This is a genomic window from Pseudoduganella sp. GW821-FHT05F09, assembly GCF_059419605.1.
Genome location: NZ_JBWKSD010000003.1, coordinates 602,954 through 623,186, shown reverse-complemented (window position 1 = coordinate 623,186; position 20,233 = coordinate 602,954). Strand labels below are relative to the sequence as shown.

Here is a 20,233-nt window from a genome sequence, read left to right as displayed (position 1 = left end):
AGGTCAAGCACCCGCTAGAATTCTTAGCAACAATGCCATTTCAACACACGGGAATATTCCGTGGCGCACGAAAGAACTATCAGGAAATAAAAACGCCCGCAGGGGGCGGGCCGAGGGGAGCCCAGGGGAGTTACGCAGTCGTATTGATGTTCTGGCCGATCCGGGCGGATGGCGACGTGCTGTTCTGGCTGCTCTGCTGCGATTCGAGTTGCTGCCGCTTCACGGCGTCGGCCTGCTGGGTCTGGCGCTCCTGCTCGGCGCGCGCGGCCTGCTGGGATTGCTGGGTCTGCTGCTCGGCGCTGGCCGTCTCCTGCTCGCGCCGCGCCGCCTCCTCGCGCCGCGCCTGGCGGGCCTGTTCGGCGCGCTGGTCGGTAACGGCGCTGGTCTGCTGCGCCGGGCTGCCGCCCGCGCTGGGAATCGCACTGACTGCCATGGCTTGCTCCATTGAAAAGTAAGGCCCTCACAACGACTGTAGGGCAAGCCCGGCCGAAAGCAATGACGAAACATCAACAGGTCCGGGAAAAACACCGGCGCCCCCGCGATACGGTAAACTACCGGCATCCAGTACACCCTACCAGGCAGCGCCCATTGAAAACCAAGACACCAGTCCAGCCGCATTATTTCATCCCGGAACCGCTCGACAACACGCGCCTGGCGCACCTGTGCGGGCCGCTGGATGAGAATCTGCGCCAGATTTCCGCCGCGCTGGATGTGACCATCTTCCGCCGGGGCGAGAAATTCATCGTCAACGGCACCAACGCCGAGCGCGCGGTGCAGATCCTGGAGCAGTTCTACAACGTGGCGCAAAAAGTGGTGCCGGTGGAGGAAGTGCAGCTGGCCCTGGTGGAGCAGCGCGCCGGCTTGGCGCCGCCGCTCGAGCCGGACCAGGAGGAGCCGCCGTTCAACGAGCCGGACATCACCAGCCCGGTGCTCAAGACGCGCCGCGCCGACCTGCGCGGCCGCACGCCGCACCAGATCAAATACCTGCGCAACATCCTCGACCACGACATCAGCTTCGGCCTGGGACCGGCCGGCACCGGCAAGACCTATCTGGCGGTGGCCTGCGCGGTGGACGCGCTGGAGCGCGACGCGGTCAAGCGCATCATCCTGACCCGCCCGGCGGTGGAGGCGGGCGAGCGCCTAGGCTTCCTGCCGGGCGACCTGGCGCAGAAGGTGGACCCGTACCTGCGCCCGCTGTACGACGCGCTGTACGACCTGCTGGGCTTCGACCGCACGCAGAAAATGTTCGAAAAAGGCGTGATCGAGATCGCGCCGCTGGCCTATATGCGCGGACGCACGCTGAACCACGCCTTCGTGATCCTGGACGAGGCGCAGAACACCACGGTGGAACAGATGAAAATGTTCCTGACCCGCATAGGCTTCGGCAGCAAGGCCGTGATCACCGGCGACACCACCCAGATCGACCTGCCGAAAAGCCAGAAGAGCGGCCTGGTGGACGCCAGCCACGTGCTGCGCGACGTGCGCGGCATCGCCTTCACGCAGTTCTCCAGCGCGGACGTGGTGCGCCACCCGCTGGTGGCGCGCATCGTGGACGCCTACGAGAGCGCGCACAACGCCTCGGCCGAAATCTCCCCCCTGTTCACCCCAGCCAAGACTGCCGCTGTTAAACATGTCCGAAAAAAATAAACTGACCCTGTCGGTGCAATACGCCGACCCGCGCCTGCAGGACGGCATCACCCGCCCCATGGTACGCCGCTGGATCAAGGCGGCGCTGTTCGCCCCGGCCGAGCTGACCATCCGTTTTGTGGATGCGGAGGAAGGCCGCGTGCTGAACCGCGACTATCGCGAGAAGGACTACGCCACCAATGTGCTGACCTTCGCCTACAACGAGGGCGAGGACTACGCCGAGGACGAGCCGACCCGCGCCGACATCATCCTGTGCACCGACGTGCTGGAGAAGGAAGCGGCCGAGCAGAAGAAGACGGTGGAGGAACACACGGCCCACCTGATCGTGCACGGCGTGCTGCACGCGCAAGGCTACGACCACATGGACGACGAGGAAGCGGCCGAGATGGAAGGCCTGGAAACCGAGATCCTGGCGGGGCTGGGCTACGCCGATCCTTACGCGTAGCAATGGCGGGTTACGCGCTCCGCGCTAACCCGCCAATGTCCGCCGCCAATCAGCCGCCCTTGGTGCCGCTGGTGCCCAGCAGGGCGCGGTTGACGTCGAACGGCGTCTTTTCAATCAGGCGGGCGGTGGAGTCCGGCGGCAGCGTGTCGCTGTCGAACCGCATCGGCACCGGCGCTTCGGGCGGCGGCGCCTCTGGGCTGGCTTCGGCCGGCGGCAGGTCGCTGATGGACTGCGCGTCCGGCGCCACGGTGTCGACGTCGGCCGCCTGTTCGGCGATTTTACGCTGCGGGACCAGGCCGGTGGCCGGGTTGAGGGAGGAGATGCTGCTGACCATGGCGGGCTCCGCGCAAGAGATAAAAAGTCCCCCATTGTAGCGCCAAAAAAGACAAAAACGGAGGCCGGCCGGCATTTGTAGTATCCTATAGCACTCCGAAACAACTGGCTCACGCCTCCTATGCAAGAGCACCCTAGTGGCGTCAAGACTGACGCCAAACCCCACAGATCGCTTTTTGAGCGACTCACCGCTTTCATCTCCCCCGAGCCCGAGAACCGCGCGGAACTGCTCGAAGTGCTGCACGATGCCCACGAACGCAACCTGATCGACGCCGATGCGCTGTCCATGATCGAAGGCGTGTTCCAGGTGTCGGACCTGTCCGCGCGCGACATCATGGTGCCGCGTTCGCAGATGGATGTGATCGACATTTCCAAGCCCATCGAGGAATGGATGCCCACCGTGCTGGAAACGGCCCACTCGCGCTTCCCCGCCATCGAGGGCGAGCGCGACAAGGTGATCGGCATCCTGCTGGCCAAAGACCTGCTGCGCTACTACGCCGAAGACAGTTTCGACGTGCGCGACATGCTGCGTCCGGCCGTGTTCATTCCCGAATCCAAGCGCCTGAACGTGCTGCTGCGCGACTTCCGCGCCAACCACAACCACATGGCCATCGTGGTGGACGAGTATTCCGGCGTGGCCGGGCTGATCACCATCGAGGACGTGCTGGAACAGATCGTCGGCGACATCGAGGACGAATACGACTTCGACGAAGAGGAAGACAACATCCTCTCCATCAAGGAAGGCAAGTTCGGCCCGCGCTGGCGCATCAAGGCGCTGACCGAGATCAGCCAGTTCAACGAGGAACTCGACACCGACCTGTCCGACGAGGATGCCGACACCATAGGCGGCTACGCGGTCAAGCACCTCGAGCGCATGCCGCACAAGGGCGACACCTTCGACATCGGCAACCTGCGCTTTGAAGTGCTGCGCGCCGACGCGCGCCAGCTGCACGTGCTGCTGGTCGAGAAGCTGCCGCCGGCAGCGGACGAACAAGACTGATGCGCTGGCGCCGCGCCCAACCCGGCGACGCTCCCGCACCACAGCGCAGCACCCGTGGCCGCATGGCCATCGCCGCGCTGGCGGGCGCCGCCAGCGTGTTCTCCTTTGCTCCCTTCGGCTGGTGGCCGCTGCAAATCCTCTGCCTGGCCGCGCTGTTCTACCAGGCGCTGCGTTCGGCCACGCCGAAAGCCGGCGCGCTGGTGGGCTGGGCTTTCGGCTTCGGCTGGTGCCTGGCCAACACGCACTGGCTGGTGGTGGCGCTGAACCGCTTCGGCGGCCTGCCGCTGCCGCTGGCGGTGGCCGCCATCGCCCTGCTGGCCGCCGCCATGGGCATCTACGCCGCCCTGGCCATGTATTCCGCGCTGTGGCTGCGCAAGCGCTGGCTGCTGCCGCTGCCCGCCGCCAACCTGCTGATGCTGCCCGCCATGTGGGCACTGTTCGAGTGGGTGCGCGGCTGGCTGTTCACCGGCTTCCCCTGGGCCGCCGCCGGCTATGCCCATAACGACGGCCCGCTGGGCGGCTACGCGGCCATTGTTGGCGTGTACGGCGTCAGCTGGCTGGCCGCGCTGTGCGCCGGCGCGCTGCTGCTGGCCGCGCACCGCACGCGCTGGTTCGCGCTGGGCGGCCTGGCCGCCGTCATGGCCGCCGGCTTCGGCCTGCGCTACGTCGACTGGACCCATCCCGTGGGCGAGCCGATCTCGGTGCGCCTGCTGCAAGGGAATACGCCGCTGCAGCAGAAGTTCGACGCGCGCCACACCGAGGCCACGCTGCGCCGCTACCGCGACACCATCACCGCCGAACCGGCCGACCTGATCGCCACGCCGGAAACGGCCATCATGCTGTTCCAGCACCAGCTGCCGCCGGACTACCTGCCCAGCCTGGGCCAGTTCGCCAAGCGCTCGGGCAGCCACCTCGTGCTGGGCATACCGCTGATGGACAGCCCCACCCAGTATTCGAACAGCGTGATCGGCCTGCCGCCCGCGTCCGGCCTGCCCACCTACCGCTATGACAAGCACCACCTGGTGCCGTTCGGCGAATTCATCCCGACCGGCTTCCGCTGGTTCACGGACCTGATGCACATCCCGCTGGGCGACCAGACGCCGGGCAAGGCGCTGCAGGCGCCGTTCCAGGTGAAGTCGCAGCGCGTGCTGCCCAATATCTGCTACGAGAACCTGTTCGGCGAAGAGATCGCGGCGCAACTGGCGACCGATCCGAACCCCGCCACTCTGCTGCTGAACGTCTCCGAACTGGCCTGGTACGGCGAGTCCATCGCCATCCCCCACCATTTGCAGATTTCGCAGATGCGCACGCTGGAAACCGGCCGCCCCATGCTCGGCTCGACCAACACCGGCGCCAGCGTGGTGATCGACAGCCACGGCAAGGTGACCGCAGCGCTGCCCTACTACCAGGCCGGCGTGCTGAAAGCCTCGGTGCGCGGCATGGCGGGCGACACGCCCTACATCGTGCTGGGCAACCGCCTGTTCCTGGCCCTGGCCGCGCTGGCCGTGGCCGGCGCGTGGCTGTGGGCCCGAAAAAACGCAAATAAGCGCTCCACCAACCCCGATTAGTTGCCAAATACGGCTAAAATTAGCCGTTTATGGCTAGCCATCCCAAAGAATAACGATGCTCACATTTCAACAAATCATCCTGACGCTGCAATCCTACTGGGACAAGCAGGGTTGCGCCCTGCTCCAGCCCTATGACATGGAAGTCGGCGCCGGCACTTTCCACACCGGCACCTTCCTGCGCGCGATCGGCCCCGAGCCTTGGCGCGCGGCCTACGTGCAGCCTTCGCGCCGCCCGAAAGACGGCCGCTATGGCGAGAATCCGAACCGCGGCCAGCACTACTACCAGTACCAGGTGGTGATGAAGCCCGCGCCGGAAAACATCCTGGACCTGTACCTGGGTTCGCTGGAAGCGCTGGGCCTGGACCTGAAGCAGAACGATGTGCGCTTTGTTGAAGACGACTGGGAAAGCCCGACCCTGGGCGCCTGGGGCCTGGGCTGGGAAGTCTGGCTGAACGGCATGGAAGTGACGCAGTTCACCTACTTCCAGCAAGTGGGCGGCCTGGATTGCAAGCCGGTGCTGGGCGAAATCACTTACGGCATCGAGCGCCTGGCCATGTATCTGCAGGGCGTGGAGAATATGTACGACCTGGTGTGGACCCAGTGGGAGGAAAATGGGGTCACGAAAACGCTGAAATACGGCGACGTGTTCCACCAGAACGAAGTGGAGCAGTCGGCCTACAACTTCGAGCACTCGAACACCGAGCTGCTGTTCGCGCAGTTCAACAACCACGAGTCCGAAGCCAAGCGCCTGATCGAGCTGCAACTGACGCTGCCGGCCTACGAGCAGATCATGAAAGCGTCGCACAGCTTCAACCTGCTGGACGCGCGCGGCGCCATCTCGGTGACCGAGCGCGCCGCCTACATCGGCCGCGTGCGCGCCCTGTCGCGCCTCGTGGCGCAGGCCTACTACGATTCCCGCGAACGCCTCGGCTTCCCGATGGCCCCAGCAGCTTAAAGATTAGAACGACATGAACCAGACCCTGTTAATTGAACTGCTGACCGAAGAACTGCCGCCGAAAGCGCTGGCCAAGCTGGGCGCCGCTTTCGCCTCCGGCATCGTCAACGGCCTGAAATCGCGCGACTTCCTGGAAGAAGACAGCGCCGCCACCGTGCACGCCACGCCGCGCCGCCTGGCCGTCTCCATCACCAAGGTGCGCGCCACCTCGCCGGACAAGTCGATCCGCGAAAAAGTGCTGCCGGTGTCGGTGGCGCTGGACAAGGACGGCAATCCGAGCGCGCCGCTGGCCAAGAAGCTGGCCGCGCTGGGCTTCCCCGACCTGACCGTGGCCGACCTGGAACGCGCGCAGGACGGCAAGGCCGAAAGCTTCTTCTACACCTACACCGCGCCGGGTTCGCAGCTGCTGGCCGGCGCGCAGGCCGCGCTGGAAGAATCCGTGGCCAAGCTGCCGATTCCCAAAGTGATGAGCTACCAGCGTCCGGACGGCAGCACCGTGCAGTTCGTGCGCCCCGCGCACAGCCTGATCGCGCTGCATGGCGCCGACGTGCTGCCTCTGACCCTGCTGGGCCTGACCGCGTCCAACGTGACCGAAGGCCACCGCTTCCTGACCGCCCCCGGCGCGCGCAATGTGACCGTGGCCAATGCCGACGTGTACGCAGCCGTGCTGGCCGAACAGGGCAAGGTTGTGCCGGGCGTGGAAGCGCGCAAGGAAAAGATCCGCGCCTCGCTGCTGGAAAAAGCTGGCGCCGACCAGGTGCTGATGCCTGAATCGCTGCTGGACGAAGTGACCGCGCTGGTGGAGTGGCCGGTGGTGTATGAATGCCGCTTCGAGGAAGAGTTCCTGGCCGTGCCGCAGGAATGCCTGATCCTGACCATGCAGACCAACCAGAAATACTTCGCGCTGACCGACGCGGCGGGCAAGCTGCGTTCGCGCTTCCTGATCGTGTCCAACATCGCGACGGACACGCCGGACGCCATCATCGGCGGCAACGAGCGCGTGGTGCGCCCGCGCCTGTCCGACGCCAAGTTCTTCTTCGAGCAGGACAAGAAGAAGACCCTGGAATCGCGCCTGCCGCTGCTGAAGAACGTGGTCTATCACAACAAGCTGGGCACGCAAGCCGAGCGCAGCGAGCGCGTAACCGCGCTGGCCGGCGCCATCGCTGGCAAGCTGGGTGCGGACGTGGCGCTGACCGAGCGCGCAGCGCGCCTGTCCAAGGCCGACCTGCTGACCGACATGGTGGGCGAGTTCCCTGAGCTGCAAGGCATCATGGGCACCTACTACGCGCGCCACGACGGTGAGCATGAAGATGTTGCGCTGGCCGCTTCCGAGCACTACCAGCCGCGCTTCGCGGGCGACGCCCTGCCAGCCACCGCCACCGGCACCGCCGTGGCACTGGCCGACAAGCTGGAAACCCTGGTGGGCATCTGGGCCATCGGCCTGGCGCCGACCGGCGACAAGGACCCGTTCGCGCTGCGCCGCCACGCCCTGGGCGTGCTGCGCATGCTGATCGAGAAGCGTCTGCCGCTGTCGATCTCCAGCCTGCTGGCCGACGCCGCCAAGCAGTTCGCTTCCGTGGCCGGCTTCAAGGACCCGACCGCCGACGTGGCAGCCTTCATGCTGGACCGCCTGCGCGGCATCCTGCGCGAACGCGGCTTCACGCCGAACGAAATTGAAGCAGTGGTTGCGCAGAACCCGGACCGCCTGGACGACATCGTGCAGCGCCTGGAGGCGGTGCAAGCCTTCGCCGCGCTGCCTGAATCGGCCTCGCTGGCCGGCGCCAACAAGCGCATCACCAACATCCTCAAGAAGAACGAGGAAGCGCTGGCGCAAACCGGCGGCGCAGGCGTCAATGCCGCGCTGCTGCAGGACACCGCCGAGAAGAATCTGCACGCCGCCATCGTGCGCGTGCAGCCGGAAGTGGACGCCGCCTTCGCAAAAGGCGACTTCGCCGGCACGCTGAAAACGCTGGCCCAGCTGCGCGACGACGTGGACGCGTTCTTCAACGACGTGATGGTGATGGCCGAGGATGTCGCCCTGCGCAACAACCGCCTGGCGCTGCTGTCCTCGCTGCACGGCATGATGAACCGCGTGGCCGACATCTCGAAACTGGCGGCATAAGATGGGCGTCGCGATGAAGCTGATCATCCTTGATCGGGACGGCGTGATCAACCATGATTCGCCGGACTTCATCAAGTCGCCCGCCGAGTGGATCCCGGTGCCGGGATCGCTGGAGGCCATCGCCCGCCTGAACCAGGCGGGCTACCGCGTAGTGGTGGCATCCAACCAGTCCGGCATCGCACGCGAGTACTTCGACATGACGGTGCTCAACGCCATCCACCAGAAGATGCACATGCTGGCGCAGCAGGTGGGCGCCGAGATCGAGGCGATTTTCTTCTGCCCGCACGCGGCGGCGGACAATTGCGACTGCCGCAAGCCCAAGCCGGGCATGTTCGCCGAGATCTCCAAGCGCTACAACGTCAACCTGAAAGGCGTGCCCACCGTGGGCGATTCGCTGCGCGACCTGCAGGCCGGATTCATCAGCGGCTGCACGCCCTACCTGGTGTTGACCGGAAAAGGTGAAAAAACCAATGCCACGGGCGGCCTGCCACCCGGTACAATGGTCTTCGCCAACCTGGCGGCCATGGTGGACCATTTGCTGAAATCCCCCGCCGCCGCCAACTGATTTGATTTTGGAGTATCGCATTGGGTAAGCCTGTACTGTTTCTGCGTTCCTTGATATTCGCCGTCGTCATGGCGATCGCCACCATCATCTGGTGCGTCGTCTGCATGCTGGCAACGCCGCTACCGTATGCCCAGCGCTACTTCGTGGTCTCGCGCTGGAATGTGTTCATCATCTGGTGCGCCAAGGTCATTTGCGGCATCGAATACGAGATCAAGGGCTGGGAAAACTTCCCGGACGCGCCGGCCGTGGTGCTGTCCAAGCACCAGTCGGCATGGGAGACCATCTTCCTGCTGTGCAGCCTGCCGCGCCCGCTGGTGTTCGTGTTCAAGAAAGAGATCCTCTACATTCCCTTCTTCGGCTGGGGCATTGCCGCGCTGCGCATGATTCCGATCGACCGCAAGCAGGGCAAGAACGCCTTCAAGCAGGTGGTCGCGCACGGCAAGCGCCGCCTGAAGGCAGGCCTGTGGATTATCATGTTCCCGGAAGGCACCCGCATCCCGGTGGGCCAGACCGGCAAGTACAAGAGCGGCGGCACGCGCCTGGCGATCGAGACCGGCGCCATGGTGGTGCCGATCGCGCTGAACTCGGGCGAATGCTGGCCCAAGAATTCATTTATCAAAAAGCCCGGCAAGGTGACGGTCTCCGTCGGCAAGCCGATTTCCTCGGAAGGACGCAGTCCGGACGAGCTGATGGAGCAGGTGGAACAGTGGATAGAATCAGAAATGCGCGTCATTTCGCCCCACGCCTACAGCGCTGGCTAGACGACCTGGCCACCGCCGCCAGGCCGGCCGCCAAGGCCGACGAGGGGCAGCTTGACCTGTTCGGAGAAAGCACGCAGGGTGCGGCATCGCGCCCTGCCGTTCCCGCCGCCAATGCGGCGGTGATGCATCCGCCGTCGTCCCCCACGCCCGTCCCCGCGCCGTCCACCTGGCAGGCGCCGCGCCCTGCTTCTGCCGCACCCGCCTCACCTGCTGCTTCCCCCGCAACACCAGCCGTTCCGCCCTTCCCGACCGTTCCCGTTTCCAAGCCTGCTCCTTCAGCCAGCGGCGACGCGCATGCCCCGCCAAGCGCCAACCTGCTGCGCCCTCCGCCCGTGCCGGTGCCGGTGCGCGCACCAGAGCCTCCTGCGCCGCCGGTGGACGCGCTGCCGCGCCGCCAGCTGCTGGTGGGCCAGTTCATCCTGGAATACACACTGCGCCGCTCCACGCGCCGCTCCATCGGCTTCATGATCGACGACGACGGCCTGCGCGTAACCGCGCCCAAGCGCGTCAGCGTGGCCGAAATCGACAACGCCATCCGCGCCAAGCAGCACTGGATCATCACCAAGCTCGATGAACGGCGCGAACGGCGCGCGGCGCGGCTGGAAAAGCCGCCTGTGGCATGGGAAGACGGCGCCGTGCTGCCCTACCTGGGCGGCGAGCTTAAACTGCGCCTGTACACGGCCACGCGCAACCGCACCGACTACAACGCCGACACGCGCGAGCTGCATATGGGGCTGGTGCAGGGCGCCACGGAGACCCTGCTCAAGGAGCGCGTGCGCGCATGGATGCAGCAGCAAGCCAAGGTGCTGTTCGAGCAGCGCCTGGACCTGTATGCGGCGCGGCTGGGGGTGGAATACAGCGCCTTCGCACTGACCTCGGCCGGCACGCGCTGGGGCTCCTGCACGGCGCAGCGCGTGATCCGCCTGAACTGGCGCCTGATCCACTTCTCGCTACCGCTGATCGACTACGTAGTGGCGCACGAGTTGGCGCACATCCTGGAAATGAACCACAGCCCGCAATTCTGGGCCGCCGTCGGCCGCATCTACCCCGCCTACGACGAAGCCAAGTCCCTGCTGCGCAAGCGCGCGCAGGAACTGCCTACGCTGTTCAACTGAGCTGGCGACACACCGCAGGCGTGTGTAGTTCCGCTGCGCTCCTGTGTTCAGCAGATCGAGCCGGCAATGCTCTTTCCAGTTCGCAAGTTAAGGCCGAAATGGCAGGTGTACGGCGCCGAGGGCTGTTCTTTGTCATACGAGCAGTCCAAGTCACCTTTTTGCCGCATGCGCAGGCCCGACGACGCGCCACATGCTTCCTTCAGATCTGGACCGATGGATTCAAACATCTCCTTGGCAAGTGGCCCCTCAATCATAAATGAAGCTTTGCGATCCGTCCGCGTCGGCGGCTGCTGTTCTCCCAAACTTCCCGAATAAACGAGGTAGTCCCCTTTGAACCGCTTATAGGAGGCATCCCAAGGGGTTTTCGGATCGGCGTAGACCTGCGAAAGCAGAAGCGCGGGTGCTAAAAAAAGTACTAAGCGTGCTCTCATTCCCCCCCCTAAATAAGGCCTTGCTAGCCAATCTCAAAATGGAAGTGATTATCGTGCTGGTCGCGGTACAGTACTCCCGGTATCCGATTGTCATTGAAAAAGATTTTCATTTTCCCGGGGGAGAATGAACGGAAAATGCCGATTAGTTTTTCAGTGGCCGCGCCATCATATGCCGCATCAAAATACCGCACGCTTTGGCGGAGACCGTCTTTTCGCAAAGGCCGCACATCGACTTCAAGTCCCGTCATGTGAGAGCTGTGCCCCTTGAATTTCACGCCGCCAGCCAAGCTGATGTTTCCGATGCCAAACCGCCGATCATCAACCAACTGCCACTCCCGCTCGACGAACAGGATGATAGACATCAACTGCGGATGGGCATATTGACCTTCGCCTTCACCCGGGGTACCGTAGACATAGTACCCGGCTCCTTCCGGTGCCTGGGGAAGCATGAAGTAGCCCCGCGTGTCTTGAGGTTGGACTGCGAGCATAAAGCACTCCCGCCTCAGGCAAGATGATTGGCCGACAAATCCCAGCCCCCAGCAGTGTTGCCTCCTGCCCCGCCGCCGATCTTTTGCTGGGTGTACTTCCATCTTACCTTCGAAAATTTCAACTCAACCGAATCGCGCAATATGGTCCCCTCATGGACAGATTGGCTGACGCCGCTGATCAGGACATTTTCAAGCTCAACTTCATAGTATTTCACCGCCTTGCCGTCGCCGTCCGCGCGCATAACTTCCAATTTGGCTTTCGGGATGGTCTTACCCATTGAGCAAGTCTGCATCAAGATTGGGGAGGCCAAGTCGGCAAGCTTGGTGATCGCGATACTTTTGTGCTCGCAGCGTTCGGCCGTATGCCCTCCTCCCGTCGATGCAGTCGCGGATTTTGGCTGCAACACTCCCCACTGTGCAGAAGTGCATTCGATCCAGCCGGTGTGATTCGAGTCTTGTGACTCGCCCTTGATGCCCTCAATCTGCAGATATACATCGATCGCCATGGCGTTTCCTTAGTGGAATAGAACGTGAGCAATAGTAGCTCTGGCGCTATTTCGCAGACTTGTCATTAATCAAGGATTTTCAGGTCACGCTGTTCAGCTAAGCTGGCGGGCGCCCAGCAGGCGCACGATTTCGAGGATCTGAAGCTTGGGCCTGAGGCGATAAACCAGGATGAGGTTGGGCGTGACGACGTACTCCCGCGTAGCTTTCACCCGCCCTTTGCGTCCAAGCTCCGGGCTAACAGCCAGCAGTGCAACTGCGCGTGATATTCCACATCGACTTGCAAAGCGCCCTGAGGGCTAAGCGCTGCAATGAAATCGAAAAGCTTTTCGCGGTCCCGCACTGCCTTTGCTCGCCAGCGCGGAACCATAGCTCAGCCTCCGGCTATCTTCCGTTTTAACGCAGCGCGCTTAGCGGCAAACTGGTCTTCCACTTCGGAGTGGGCAATGGTAGGAGATGTATCATCCAGGAAATCCTGGACTTGCTGGCGAAACCAGGCTTCGTAAGCAGGATCGGGAGCAAAACTGGCGCCAGCAGTGTCAACGCGAAACGCGGTAATCCCTAGGCCGTGCATGCGCGCCGCAGCCGTTTCCAACGTCGGGAACAGCTGTGCGCTTCCTCCTGGTCCAGCCAGCACGCGCCGCCCGGAGTCCATCGTCACAATGAGATGCCAGCCATTTTTCCTGCCGGTCAGCGACGCTTCGCGCAACGCATCGCGCCTGATCAATTCAACCAGTTCTGCCTGGCTGATCGTTTCAGCAATCGTATCCATTGGCTCTCCCGCCTTGGCGCTTTGGATTTCGAGTATAGCAAACGGTATGAATACCGCTTCGACGTGCATCAAAGCCAGCCGGCGTCGCGGGCGAGGCGGAAGGCTTCGACGCGGTTGCCGGCGTTGAGCTTGCTGATGGCTTCGGACAGGTAGTTGCGCACCGTGCCTTCGGACAGATGCAGCTGGCGCGCGATCTCGGCGCCGCTGCGGCCTTCGCCGGCCAGCCGCAGTACCTGCCGCTCTCTCTCGCTCAGCGGATCCTCGCCGCCGCTCCAGCTTTCCAGCGCCAGCTCAGGCGCGATCGCGCGTCCGCCTTCGTGCACACTCCGGATGGCAGCCGCCAGCGTTTCGGCCGGGGCGTCTTTCAGCAAGTAGCCGCGCACACCGGCCGCCATGGCGCGCCGCAAATAGCCCGAGCGCGCGAAGGTGGTGACGATGACGACCTTGGTGGCGGCGCCCTGCTCGCGCAGCGCGGCGGCCAGCTCCAGCCCCGTCATCAGCGGCATTTCGATATCGGTCAGCACCACGTCCGGCTTGAGCGTGCCGCACAGCGCCAGCGCCTCCTGGCCGTTGCGGGCCTGGCCCACCACTTCCAGGTCGTCCTCCAGGCGCAGCAACGCGGCCAGGGCGCCCAGCAGCAAGGCCTGGTCTTCGGCGATCAGCACACGTATCATGCGCATGCTCCCGGCGGCGTTGCCGAAACTCCGGCGTTCAATATCCCTGTCACGGCTTTCCTCCTTGCGCGGCGCGCTCCATCGGCAGCCGCAGCTCCAGCGACATGCCCTGTTCAAACTGCATGCCCAGCCAGCCGCCCAGCTGCGCCACGCGTTCCTGCATGCCGCGCAAGCCGTTGCCCTCCACTACCGCCCCGGTCTGCGCCGCCTTGCCGTTGTCGCTGATGCGGAACACGATCAGCCCGCCCTGCATGCCCAGGCTGACCTCGCAGTGCGTGGCCCCGGCGTGGCGCAGGATGTTGGTGACCGCTTCGCGCAAGGCCAGCGCCAGTACGTTCTCCGCCGTGGCGGGCATGGCCAGCGAAGGCGCGTCCGCGTGCAGCGTTACGCCCGCTGCGGACAGCGCGGCGCGGGCGCGCTCCAGCTCGTGGGCGAAGCCGGTTTCGCGGTAGCCGCTGACGGCGCTGCGCACTTCGGCCAGCGCGTGGCGCGCGCTCGCTTCGATATCCTTGATCTCGGCGCGGCAGGCGGCGGGGTCGCGGTCCAGCAAGCGGCCAGCCAGTTCGGCCTTCAACGTAATCAGCGACAGGCTGTGGCCCAGCAAGTCGTGCATGTCGCGCGAAATGCGTTCGCGTTCGGCGATGCGGGCCATGTGCTCCACTTCCTCCTGCTTGAGCAGCAGCTGCTTGCGCGAGTTGCGCACCTGGGCGTCCATGATGGAGGCGATGCCCACCGGCGCGCCGGTGGCCAGCGTGGGAATGAGGAAGCTGAACGGCAGCTTCAGCACCATCGCCAGGGCGGTGGCGGAAACCAGTATCGCCGCCAGACAGGCGTAGGCAAGGCGCGGCTGGCCCAGGCGCGAGCACATGGCGGCGGAGAAGATGAAGAAGGTGCTGGCGCCGAAGTTGAACGGCGACCATGCCACGCCCAGTGCGAAGGAGACCGCGATGAAGGGCGCAGCCTCGCGCCCGGTGTACCAGAAGCTGCCGAAGTAGACCGGCACGAACAGGATCAGCGTCAGCGCCAGCAGGACAAACTCCAGCGCGTAGGCATCCACGTACAGATACTTCCAGCCGAAGAATGCCAGCGACGCCACCCACAGGTAGGGCGCGCGCCCCACCTGGGGCGGTACCCATGGTCCTTCTATCCATCGCCGTATCAGCCGCATGCGTTCTCCTTATCGAATACGCTTATTGTGCCAGCAAGCGCACGTCGCTGATCTGAAATTGATAGGCGCCCGGCTTGGGGCCGGCGCTGAACGAGATCATGGTGATGGCCGCCGTGTCCACGCCTTTGAATGCCTCCAGCGGCAGGCTCACTTCGCGCCACTCCGCCTCCGCCGTGAAAGGCTGGCTGACCGGAATATTGCCGCCCTGGCTCATGATGGAGACGCCGTAGCGCTGGCCGTCGCCGCGCACGCGGAAGCGGAGCACCTTGGCGCCGCTCAGATTGGCCGCCTGCATGGGCTGCGCGCCGGGCATGAAGGCCAGCCCCGCGAAGGGATAGGCGAAGCCGGGCGCCACGCTGGCGTCCACCTGCAGCACGCCGTCCAGACCGTCGAGCGGCTTCAGGCTGACAGTGGATTTGCCGCCCATGAAGGCGTCGTTGGACGGCATCCAGCCGGCGCCGAAGGGGCTGGCCAGCTTGTCCTTGCTGAACAGGCTGATGCGCCCGTCGGCCGGCAGCACCTGGCCTGGCGTGCCTTGCAGCTCCTGCGCCACCTTGGCGCGCTGCGCGTCGCGCAAACCGGTCACCTGCGCGCCGTCCTTCCACACCTGGACGATGCGCCGCGTGGCGCCGATGTCGGCGCCGGGGTCGCCGTCCACCAGCAGCAAGTCCGCCTTGTAGCCCTTGGCGATGCGGCCGCGCGACGGCAGCTTGAACGCTTGCGCGGGAACCGAGGTGGCCGCCGCCAGCGCTTCGGCCGGCGTCAGCCCGGCCTGCGTGAGCGACAGCATTTCGTGGTGCAGGCTGGCGCCGTACTGCGTACCGGCGTTGCCGGCGTCGGTGCCCGCCAGCAGCGGCACGCCGGCCTTGCGCAGCGCCGCAGTGACGGCCTTGGGCGCGGCCATCATCTGGGGCCTGGCCTGCTTGCCGTAGCCGTGGGCCAGTTCGGATTTCTGCAGCTTGTTCAGCAGCGCGGCGGCGGATGCGTCGCCGATGATGTCGGCGGCGGGCAGCCCGGCGATGCTTTCCATGACGCTGAAGGTGGGGATGACGAAGGCCTTCTTCGCGCGCGCCAGCTTGGCGAAGCTGTCCAGGTCCTGCGGTGAAATCTGCTCGCCCAGGAACAGGTGCACCAGGCCGTCCGCGCCCGCCTCCAGCGCCGTGCGGGCGTCCGCCAGGGTGCTGATATGGACCACGGCCAGCTTGCCGCGCTTGTGCGCCGCTTCGATCAGCGCTTTCACGGTGGCCGCGTCCAGCGACTGGAAGGCGCGGCCGGGATGGCCCGCCTCCATGACGATCTTGATGAAGTAGGAGCCCTCGGCGATGCGGGCGTCCACGAAGGCTTGCGCTTCCCCGGGCTTGGCCAGCGTGGGAATGGCCATGCCGTATTCGGTGCCGTGGCCGCCGGGCGCGGTGGCCAGCGTGCCTGCCGAGTACAGGTCGGCCTGGTCCGCATTGCCGCCTTCGCGCATGCGGCGCGTGGCGTCCTGCATGATGGAGACGCCGGTGAACATGTCGATCTGCGTGGTCACGCCGAACAGCAGCGGCAGTTCGAAATGGCGGTAGGCGTGGACGTGGGAGTCGATCAGGCCGGGCAGCAGCGTGCGGCCCTTGCCGTCGACGATTTTGGCGCCGGCCGGCGCGGCGCCATGGAAATCGGCATCGGCGATCTTCGCGCCTTCCACCAGCACGGAACGGCTGGCGTGCATGCGCTGGCCGTCGAACACGCGGGCATTCTGGATCAGCCAGGTGTCGGCCCAGGCGGGCGAGGAACACAAGGCGGCGAGCAGCAGCAAGGACAAGGGATGGCGGGATTTCATACTGGGTCTCCGGGTTGGTGTGAACCCAGTATGTATTTTTTCATATCACCGCACCAGCGCAAACTGCCACCAGTTGGGCGTGACAATTGTCAGGCGTGCGGTTCCTGCGGCAGCAGGGCCGGCAGCAGGGCCAAGGTGCGCTGGGTGGCGCCCCGGTGCTGGTTGGCGAAGGCTTGCGCATTGCGGCCCATGGCGCTGCGGGCGCCGTCGTCGCGCAGCAGACCGCCGGCTTGCTGCATCAGGTCGCCGGCGCTGGCGATGCGGGCTGCGCCGCCCGCTTCCACGGCCTGCTCCGTCACCAGCGCGAAGTTGAAGGTGTGCTCGCCGATCAGCACCGGCTTGCCCAGCGCGGCGGCTTCGATCAGGTTCTGGCCGCCCAGCGGCTGCAGGCTGCCGCCGATAAAGGCCAGGTCGCAGACGGCGTAGTAGGCGAACATTTCGCCCATGGAGTCGCCCAGCAGGACTTGCGTGGCGGCGTCCACCGCGGCGCCGGGCCGCGCCAGCGCACTGCGGCGCTGCACCGGCAGGCCGCGCGCCGACACCATCTGTTCGACTTCGTCAAAACGCTGCGGATGGCGCGGAACCAGCAGCAGCAAGGTCTCCGGCGGCAGCGTGCCGCTGGCGAGCGCGGCGCGGAAGGCGTCCAGTATCGGTTCCTCTTCGCCTTCGCGCGTGCTGGCGCACAGCATGACGGACCGCGCGCCATGGGCGCCGATCTGCGCGCGCAGGCCTGCGCCCACGGCCAGCGCCGCGGCGGGCACCACCACGTCGAATTTGATGCTGCCGGTGACGGCCACCTGCCGCACGCCCAGCGAACGCACGCGCTCGGCGTCCGCATCGGTTTGCGCCGCCACCAGGGTGATGCCGCGCGCGGCCTGCGCCATCAGCGTGCCCAGCTTCTTGGCCTTGCGCAGCGAGCGCTCGGACAGGCGCGCATTGGCCAGCACCACAGGCACGCCGGCCTTGCCGCATTCGGCGATCAGCGTCGGCCAGACTTCGGTTTCCATCAGTATGCAGATGCGCGGCTCGAAATGGCGGATGAAGCGGCGCACCATGGTGATGGTGTCATACGGCAGATAGGCCTGCGCCAGCCGCGCGCCGTGCTTGCCGAACAGCTGCTTGCCGGTGGCGCGGCCGGTCGGCGTCATGTGCGTCATGACGATGCGGCTGCGCGGATATTCCTTGAGCAGCGCGTCCACCAGCGGCTCGGCGGCGCGCGTTTCGCCCACCGACACGGCGTGCACCCAGATGGTGTGCGGCTCGTCGTTGGCGGCGCGCGGGCGGTACACGGCCAGCCGCTCGTTCCAGTGCTCGCGGTAGCCCGCTTCCTTGCGCCCGCGCCACCACAGGCGGCCCAGCACCAGCGGCATGGCCAGCCACCAAATCAGGGAATAGAGTCTCAGCATGTCAGTGCGCGGGAAGCAGGGAGCGCGCGGCGGCCAGCACTTCGGCCACGGACGGCGGCGCGCCGCGGTCGCCCAGGTTGATGATCTTGGGCGACCAGTTGCCCTCGGTTTTCCAGCGCGGCGAATCGGCATAGATTTCCACCGTCGGCGTGGTGAAAGCGGCCGCGATGTGGGTCAGGCCGGTGTCCACGCCCACGGCCAGCGCCGCGTGGCGGGCCAGCAGCACCGCGTCCGCCATGGACAGCTTGGGCAGCACGCGCGCGTTGGGCAGGCTGGCGGCCAGCGCTTCGGCTTCGGCCAACTCCTTGGGCGAGCCCCAGGGCAGCAAAATGGTCATCGGCGCCAGCGCGGCGCCCAGTTCTATCCAGCTGGCCGGCGCCCACTTCTTGGCGTCGCGCGCGGTGCCGTGGAAGTAGACCACATAGGGCCCGGCCGGCATCCACCCGGGACGCGGGTCGGACGGCGACACGGCTGGCAGGCCGAAGTCGGCCGGGTTACTGGCGTCGTAGCCCAGCGCCGCGCCCACCACCAGGCGGCCGCGCGCAACGGCGTGCGTGCGCGGGTCGAGCGGTATGCTCTTGCTGTGGAAGAAGCGCGATATGCCTTCGTAGCCCGAGCCTTCGCTGCCGTTGGCCAGGCCCACCTTGTGCCCGCCCTTCACCACGCGGGCGGCGCCCATGATGATGCCGGTCTTGAGCAGGCCCTGGGTGTCGAACACGTAGTCGTACTGCTCGGCGCGCAGCGTGCGGAAGAAGGCTTTGATCTCGGCGCGCGTTTCCGGCTTGCCCAGGCTCTTGCGCCAGCGCCGCAGCGCGAACGGGATGATGTTGCGGACCCGCCCGTTCAGCCGCACCAGGCTGACGTAGCCTTCCTCCACCACCCAGTCGATTTGCGCGTCGGGATAATGACGCGCGATATCGGCCACGATGGGCATGTTGTGCAGCACGTCGCCCAGGGAGGAAACGCGCACCAGCAGGATTTTCATTGCGCTTAGTAAGGCAGCTCGGCGTCCGGCTTGGCGGCCAGGATCACGCGCTTGAATTCGCCCTGGATGCGCGCCAGCGCTTCCGGATTTTCGGCTTCGAAGCGCATCACGATCACCGGCGTGGTGTTCGAGGAGCGCGCCAGGCCGAAGCCGTCCGCGTATTCCACGCGCAGGCCGTCGATGGTGATGATGCGCTCATTGCCGGGGAACTTGGCGTCGCTGCGCAGCTTGTCCATGACGATGAAGTTCTCGCCTTCCTTCAGGTGCAGGTGCAGCTCGGGCGTGCTGTCCGACTGCGGCAGGGAGTTCAGCAGCGCCGACGGGTCGGCTTCGCGGGTCAGGATCTCCAGCATGCGCGCGCCCGAGTACAGGCCGTCGTCGAAACCGTACCAGCGGTCTTTGAAGAAGATGTGGCCGCTCATTTCGCCGCCCAGCGGGGCGCCGGTTTCCTTCAGCTTGGCCTTCACCAGCGAGTGGCCGGTCTTGTACATCAGCGGCACGCCGCCGCTCTTTTCGATGAAGGGGGCCAGGTGGCGCGTGCACTTCACGTCGTACAGGATCTGTTCGCCCGGATGGCGGGTCAGCACGTCCTGCGCGAACAGCATCATCTGGCGGTCCGGGTAGATGATCTGGCCGTCCTTGGTGACGATGCCCAGGCGGTCGCCGTCGCCGTCGAAGGCCAGGCCGATTTCGGCGTCGGTCTCTTGCAGCGCGCGGATCAGGTCCTGCAGGTTCTCGGGATGGGCAGGGTCCGGGTGGTGGTTGGGGAAGGTGCCGTCCACTTCGCAGAACAGCTCCACCACTTCGCAGCCCATGCCGCGGTACAGGTCGCCCGCAAAGGCGCCGGCCACGCCGTTGCCGCAGTCGACCGCGATCTTGATCGGACGCGCAATCTTCACGTCGCCGATGATGCGCGCCAGGTATTCGGCGCGGATGTCGTAGGTGCTGTAGGCGCCCGGCACGGCCGCCACCTTGTCGGCGTTGGCCAGGATGGATTCGTACAGGCCGGTGATGGCCTCGCCGTGGATGGCTTCACCCGCCAGCACCATCTTGAAACCGTTGTAGTCCGGCGGATTGTGGCTGCCGGTAACCATGATGCCCGAATTGGCGTTCAGCACATTGGTGCCGAAGTACACCATGGGAGTGGCCACCACGCCCAGATCGATCACGTCCACGCCGGCCGACTGCAGGCCTTGCGCCAGCGCGGCGGTCAGCTCGGGGCCGGACAGGCGGCCGTCGCGGCCGATGACCACGCTGCGCTCGCCCTTGGCGGCGGCGGCCAGGCCGAAGGCGTGGCCGATTTGTTTGGCGACGCCGGCGTCCAGTGTTTTGCCGATGATGCCGCGGATGTCGTAGGCTTTGAAGATCGATTTAGACAGGGAGACCATAGAGATTTCGGAAGTTTAATAAAAAAGCGGCCCGCACAAGTGCGGGCGCGTTTGTCTGCACGATACGTGCAGCATTCTTTGCAAGTA

Annotated in this window: 22 protein-coding genes; 9 read left to right on the top strand and 13 right to left on the bottom strand. The window is 65.4% G+C overall.

What is annotated here, in order from left to right; genetic code table 11:
- Positions 1 to 130: 130 nt before the first annotated feature.
- The gene (locus AC07S4_RS12675) at positions 131 to 433 is read right to left on the bottom strand and encodes a hypothetical protein (RefSeq protein WP_494986983.1); all 303 of its coding nucleotides are present in this window, start codon (positions 431 to 433) and stop codon (positions 131 to 133) included.
- 155 nt (positions 434 to 588) lie between these two features.
- Between AC07S4_RS12675 and AC07S4_RS12670 the strand changes: the two genes are divergently transcribed.
- The gene (locus AC07S4_RS12670; RefSeq protein WP_494986982.1) at positions 589 to 1,647 is read left to right on the top strand and encodes a PhoH family protein; all 1,059 of its coding nucleotides are present in this window, start codon (positions 589 to 591) and stop codon (positions 1,645 to 1,647) included.
- Positions 1,631 to 2,092: an rRNA maturation RNase YbeY gene (gene ybeY / locus AC07S4_RS12665; RefSeq protein ID WP_494986981.1), complete on the top strand. Its 462-nt coding sequence runs from the start codon at positions 1,631 to 1,633 to the stop codon at positions 2,090 to 2,092. The genes AC07S4_RS12670 and ybeY overlap by 17 nt, the downstream gene beginning before the upstream one ends.
- A gap of 49 nt (positions 2,093 to 2,141) precedes the next feature.
- Here the strand turns inward: ybeY and AC07S4_RS12660 are convergent, their stop codons facing one another.
- A complete protein-coding gene (locus tag AC07S4_RS12660; RefSeq protein WP_494986980.1) occupies positions 2,142 to 2,426 on the bottom strand; it encodes a hypothetical protein in 285 nt (94 codons plus the stop codon).
- 120 nt (positions 2,427 to 2,546) lie between these two features.
- Here AC07S4_RS12660 and AC07S4_RS12655 point away from each other — a divergent pair, with 120 nt between their 5' ends.
- From AC07S4_RS12655 to AC07S4_RS12625, 7 genes are all read left to right on the top strand, one after another.
- Entirely contained in the window at positions 2,547 to 3,425 is an 879-nt protein-coding gene (locus tag AC07S4_RS12655) for a CorC family transporter (protein WP_494986979.1), read from the top strand.
- Positions 3,425 to 4,993: an apolipoprotein N-acyltransferase gene (lnt, locus tag AC07S4_RS12650; protein WP_494986978.1), complete on the top strand. Its 1,569-nt coding sequence runs from the start codon at positions 3,425 to 3,427 to the stop codon at positions 4,991 to 4,993. Before AC07S4_RS12655 ends, lnt begins: the two co-directional genes overlap by 1 nt.
- Before the next feature lie 55 nt (positions 4,994 to 5,048).
- A complete protein-coding gene (glyQ, locus tag AC07S4_RS12645; RefSeq protein WP_161073816.1) occupies positions 5,049 to 5,948 on the top strand; it encodes a glycine--tRNA ligase subunit alpha in 900 nt (299 codons plus the stop codon).
- Between the two features lie 13 nt (positions 5,949 to 5,961).
- Positions 5,962 to 8,070, top strand: a complete 2,109-nt coding sequence (gene glyS / locus AC07S4_RS12640) for a glycine--tRNA ligase subunit beta (RefSeq protein WP_494986977.1) — start codon at positions 5,962 to 5,964, stop codon at positions 8,068 to 8,070.
- Between the two features lie 13 nt (positions 8,071 to 8,083).
- The gene (gene gmhB, locus AC07S4_RS12635; protein WP_494986976.1) at positions 8,084 to 8,635 is read left to right on the top strand and encodes a D-glycero-beta-D-manno-heptose 1,7-bisphosphate 7-phosphatase; all 552 of its coding nucleotides are present in this window, start codon (positions 8,084 to 8,086) and stop codon (positions 8,633 to 8,635) included.
- 68 nt (positions 8,636 to 8,703) lie between these two features.
- Positions 8,704 to 9,396: a lysophospholipid acyltransferase family protein gene (locus AC07S4_RS12630; protein ID WP_494987142.1), complete on the top strand. Its 693-nt coding sequence runs from the start codon at positions 8,704 to 8,706 to the stop codon at positions 9,394 to 9,396.
- A complete protein-coding gene (locus AC07S4_RS12625; protein WP_494986975.1) occupies positions 9,342 to 10,511 on the top strand; it encodes a M48 family metallopeptidase in 1,170 nt (389 codons plus the stop codon). The genes AC07S4_RS12630 and AC07S4_RS12625 overlap by 55 nt, the downstream gene beginning before the upstream one ends.
- A gap of 47 nt (positions 10,512 to 10,558) precedes the next feature.
- Here the strand turns inward: AC07S4_RS12625 and AC07S4_RS12620 are convergent, their stop codons facing one another.
- From AC07S4_RS12620 to AC07S4_RS12570, 11 genes are all read right to left on the bottom strand, one after another.
- Entirely contained in the window at positions 10,559 to 10,942 is a 384-nt protein-coding gene (locus tag AC07S4_RS12620) for a hypothetical protein (protein WP_494986974.1), read from the bottom strand.
- A 23-nt stretch (positions 10,943 to 10,965) separates the two neighbouring features.
- Entirely contained in the window at positions 10,966 to 11,430 is a 465-nt protein-coding gene (locus tag AC07S4_RS12615; protein ID WP_494986973.1) for a penicillin-insensitive murein endopeptidase, read from the bottom strand.
- A gap of 14 nt (positions 11,431 to 11,444) precedes the next feature.
- Positions 11,445 to 11,936: an Hcp family type VI secretion system effector gene (locus AC07S4_RS12610; protein ID WP_494986972.1), complete on the bottom strand. Its 492-nt coding sequence runs from the start codon at positions 11,934 to 11,936 to the stop codon at positions 11,445 to 11,447.
- Positions 11,937 to 12,029: 93 nt separating this feature from the next.
- Complete coding sequence (locus AC07S4_RS12605; RefSeq protein ID WP_494987141.1) at positions 12,030 to 12,203, bottom strand: type II toxin-antitoxin system RelE/ParE family toxin; 174 nt, start codon at positions 12,201 to 12,203, stop codon at positions 12,030 to 12,032.
- A 104-nt stretch (positions 12,204 to 12,307) separates the two neighbouring features.
- A complete protein-coding gene (locus AC07S4_RS12600) occupies positions 12,308 to 12,775 on the bottom strand; it encodes a hypothetical protein (protein WP_494986971.1) in 468 nt (155 codons plus the stop codon).
- Positions 12,775 to 13,380 carry a response regulator gene (locus AC07S4_RS12595; protein ID WP_494986970.1) on the bottom strand — a complete coding sequence of 202 codons (606 nt, stop codon included), beginning with the start codon at positions 13,378 to 13,380 and terminating at the stop codon, positions 12,775 to 12,777. The genes AC07S4_RS12600 and AC07S4_RS12595 overlap by 1 nt, the downstream gene beginning before the upstream one ends.
- A 49-nt stretch (positions 13,381 to 13,429) precedes the next feature.
- Entirely contained in the window at positions 13,430 to 14,548 is a 1,119-nt protein-coding gene (locus AC07S4_RS12590; RefSeq protein ID WP_494986969.1) for a sensor histidine kinase, read from the bottom strand.
- Positions 14,549 to 14,570: 22 nt separating this feature from the next.
- Positions 14,571 to 16,367, bottom strand: a complete 1,797-nt coding sequence (locus tag AC07S4_RS12585; RefSeq protein WP_494986968.1) for a CIA30 family protein — start codon at positions 16,365 to 16,367, stop codon at positions 14,571 to 14,573.
- An 89-nt stretch (positions 16,368 to 16,456) separates the two neighbouring features.
- The gene (waaA, locus tag AC07S4_RS12580; RefSeq protein ID WP_494986967.1) at positions 16,457 to 17,773 is read right to left on the bottom strand and encodes a lipid IV(A) 3-deoxy-D-manno-octulosonic acid transferase; all 1,317 of its coding nucleotides are present in this window, start codon (positions 17,771 to 17,773) and stop codon (positions 16,457 to 16,459) included.
- Between the two features lies 1 nt (position 17,774).
- Positions 17,775 to 18,758 (bottom strand): lipopolysaccharide heptosyltransferase I, encoded by a 984-nt coding sequence (gene waaC, locus AC07S4_RS12575; protein ID WP_494986966.1) that lies wholly within the window; start codon positions 18,756 to 18,758, stop codon positions 17,775 to 17,777.
- Between the two features lie 5 nt (positions 18,759 to 18,763).
- The gene (locus AC07S4_RS12570) at positions 18,764 to 20,146 is read right to left on the bottom strand and encodes a phosphomannomutase/phosphoglucomutase (RefSeq protein ID WP_494986965.1); all 1,383 of its coding nucleotides are present in this window, start codon (positions 20,144 to 20,146) and stop codon (positions 18,764 to 18,766) included.
- Positions 20,147 to 20,233: the final 87 nt, after the last annotated feature.

What these genes read in the sequence shown, in the direction of transcription:
- glyQ (WP_161073816.1), top strand. Translation starts at nt 5,049, where the DNA reads ATGCTCACATTTCAACAAATCATCCTGACGCTGCAATCCTACTGGGAC.
- waaA (WP_494986967.1), bottom strand. Translation starts at nt 17,773, where the DNA reads ATGCTGAGACTCTATTCCCTGATTTGGTGGCTGGCCATGCCGCTGGTG.
- AC07S4_RS12615 (WP_494986973.1), bottom strand. Translation starts at nt 11,430, where the DNA reads ATGCTCGCAGTCCAACCTCAAGACACGCGGGGCTACTTCATGCTTCCC.
- lnt (WP_494986978.1), top strand. Translation starts at nt 3,425, where the DNA reads ATGCGCTGGCGCCGCGCCCAACCCGGCGACGCTCCCGCACCACAGCGC.
- AC07S4_RS12675 (WP_494986983.1), bottom strand. Translation starts at nt 433, where the DNA reads ATGGCAGTCAGTGCGATTCCCAGCGCGGGCGGCAGCCCGGCGCAGCAG.
- AC07S4_RS12595 (WP_494986970.1), bottom strand. Translation starts at nt 13,380, where the DNA reads ATGATACGTGTGCTGATCGCCGAAGACCAGGCCTTGCTGCTGGGCGCC.
- AC07S4_RS12590 (WP_494986969.1), bottom strand. Translation starts at nt 14,548, where the DNA reads ATGCGGCTGATACGGCGATGGATAGAAGGACCATGGGTACCGCCCCAG.
- waaC (WP_494986966.1), bottom strand. Translation starts at nt 18,758, where the DNA reads ATGAAAATCCTGCTGGTGCGCGTTTCCTCCCTGGGCGACGTGCTGCAC.
- AC07S4_RS12655 (WP_494986979.1), top strand. Translation starts at nt 2,547, where the DNA reads ATGCAAGAGCACCCTAGTGGCGTCAAGACTGACGCCAAACCCCACAGA.
- AC07S4_RS12570 (WP_494986965.1), bottom strand. Translation starts at nt 20,146, where the DNA reads ATGGTCTCCCTGTCTAAATCGATCTTCAAAGCCTACGACATCCGCGGC.
- AC07S4_RS12610 (WP_494986972.1), bottom strand. Translation starts at nt 11,936, where the DNA reads ATGGCGATCGATGTATATCTGCAGATTGAGGGCATCAAGGGCGAGTCA.
- ybeY (WP_494986981.1), top strand. Translation starts at nt 1,631, where the DNA reads ATGTCCGAAAAAAATAAACTGACCCTGTCGGTGCAATACGCCGACCCG.
- glyS (WP_494986977.1), top strand. Translation starts at nt 5,962, where the DNA reads ATGAACCAGACCCTGTTAATTGAACTGCTGACCGAAGAACTGCCGCCG.
- gmhB (WP_494986976.1), top strand. Translation starts at nt 8,084, where the DNA reads ATGAAGCTGATCATCCTTGATCGGGACGGCGTGATCAACCATGATTCG.
- AC07S4_RS12620 (WP_494986974.1), bottom strand. Translation starts at nt 10,942, where the DNA reads ATGAGAGCACGCTTAGTACTTTTTTTAGCACCCGCGCTTCTGCTTTCG.
- AC07S4_RS12630 (WP_494987142.1), top strand. Translation starts at nt 8,704, where the DNA reads ATGGCGATCGCCACCATCATCTGGTGCGTCGTCTGCATGCTGGCAACG.
- AC07S4_RS12600 (WP_494986971.1), bottom strand. Translation starts at nt 12,775, where the DNA reads ATGCACGTCGAAGCGGTATTCATACCGTTTGCTATACTCGAAATCCAA.
- AC07S4_RS12660 (WP_494986980.1), bottom strand. Translation starts at nt 2,426, where the DNA reads ATGGTCAGCAGCATCTCCTCCCTCAACCCGGCCACCGGCCTGGTCCCG.
- AC07S4_RS12585 (WP_494986968.1), bottom strand. Translation starts at nt 16,367, where the DNA reads ATGAAATCCCGCCATCCCTTGTCCTTGCTGCTGCTCGCCGCCTTGTGT.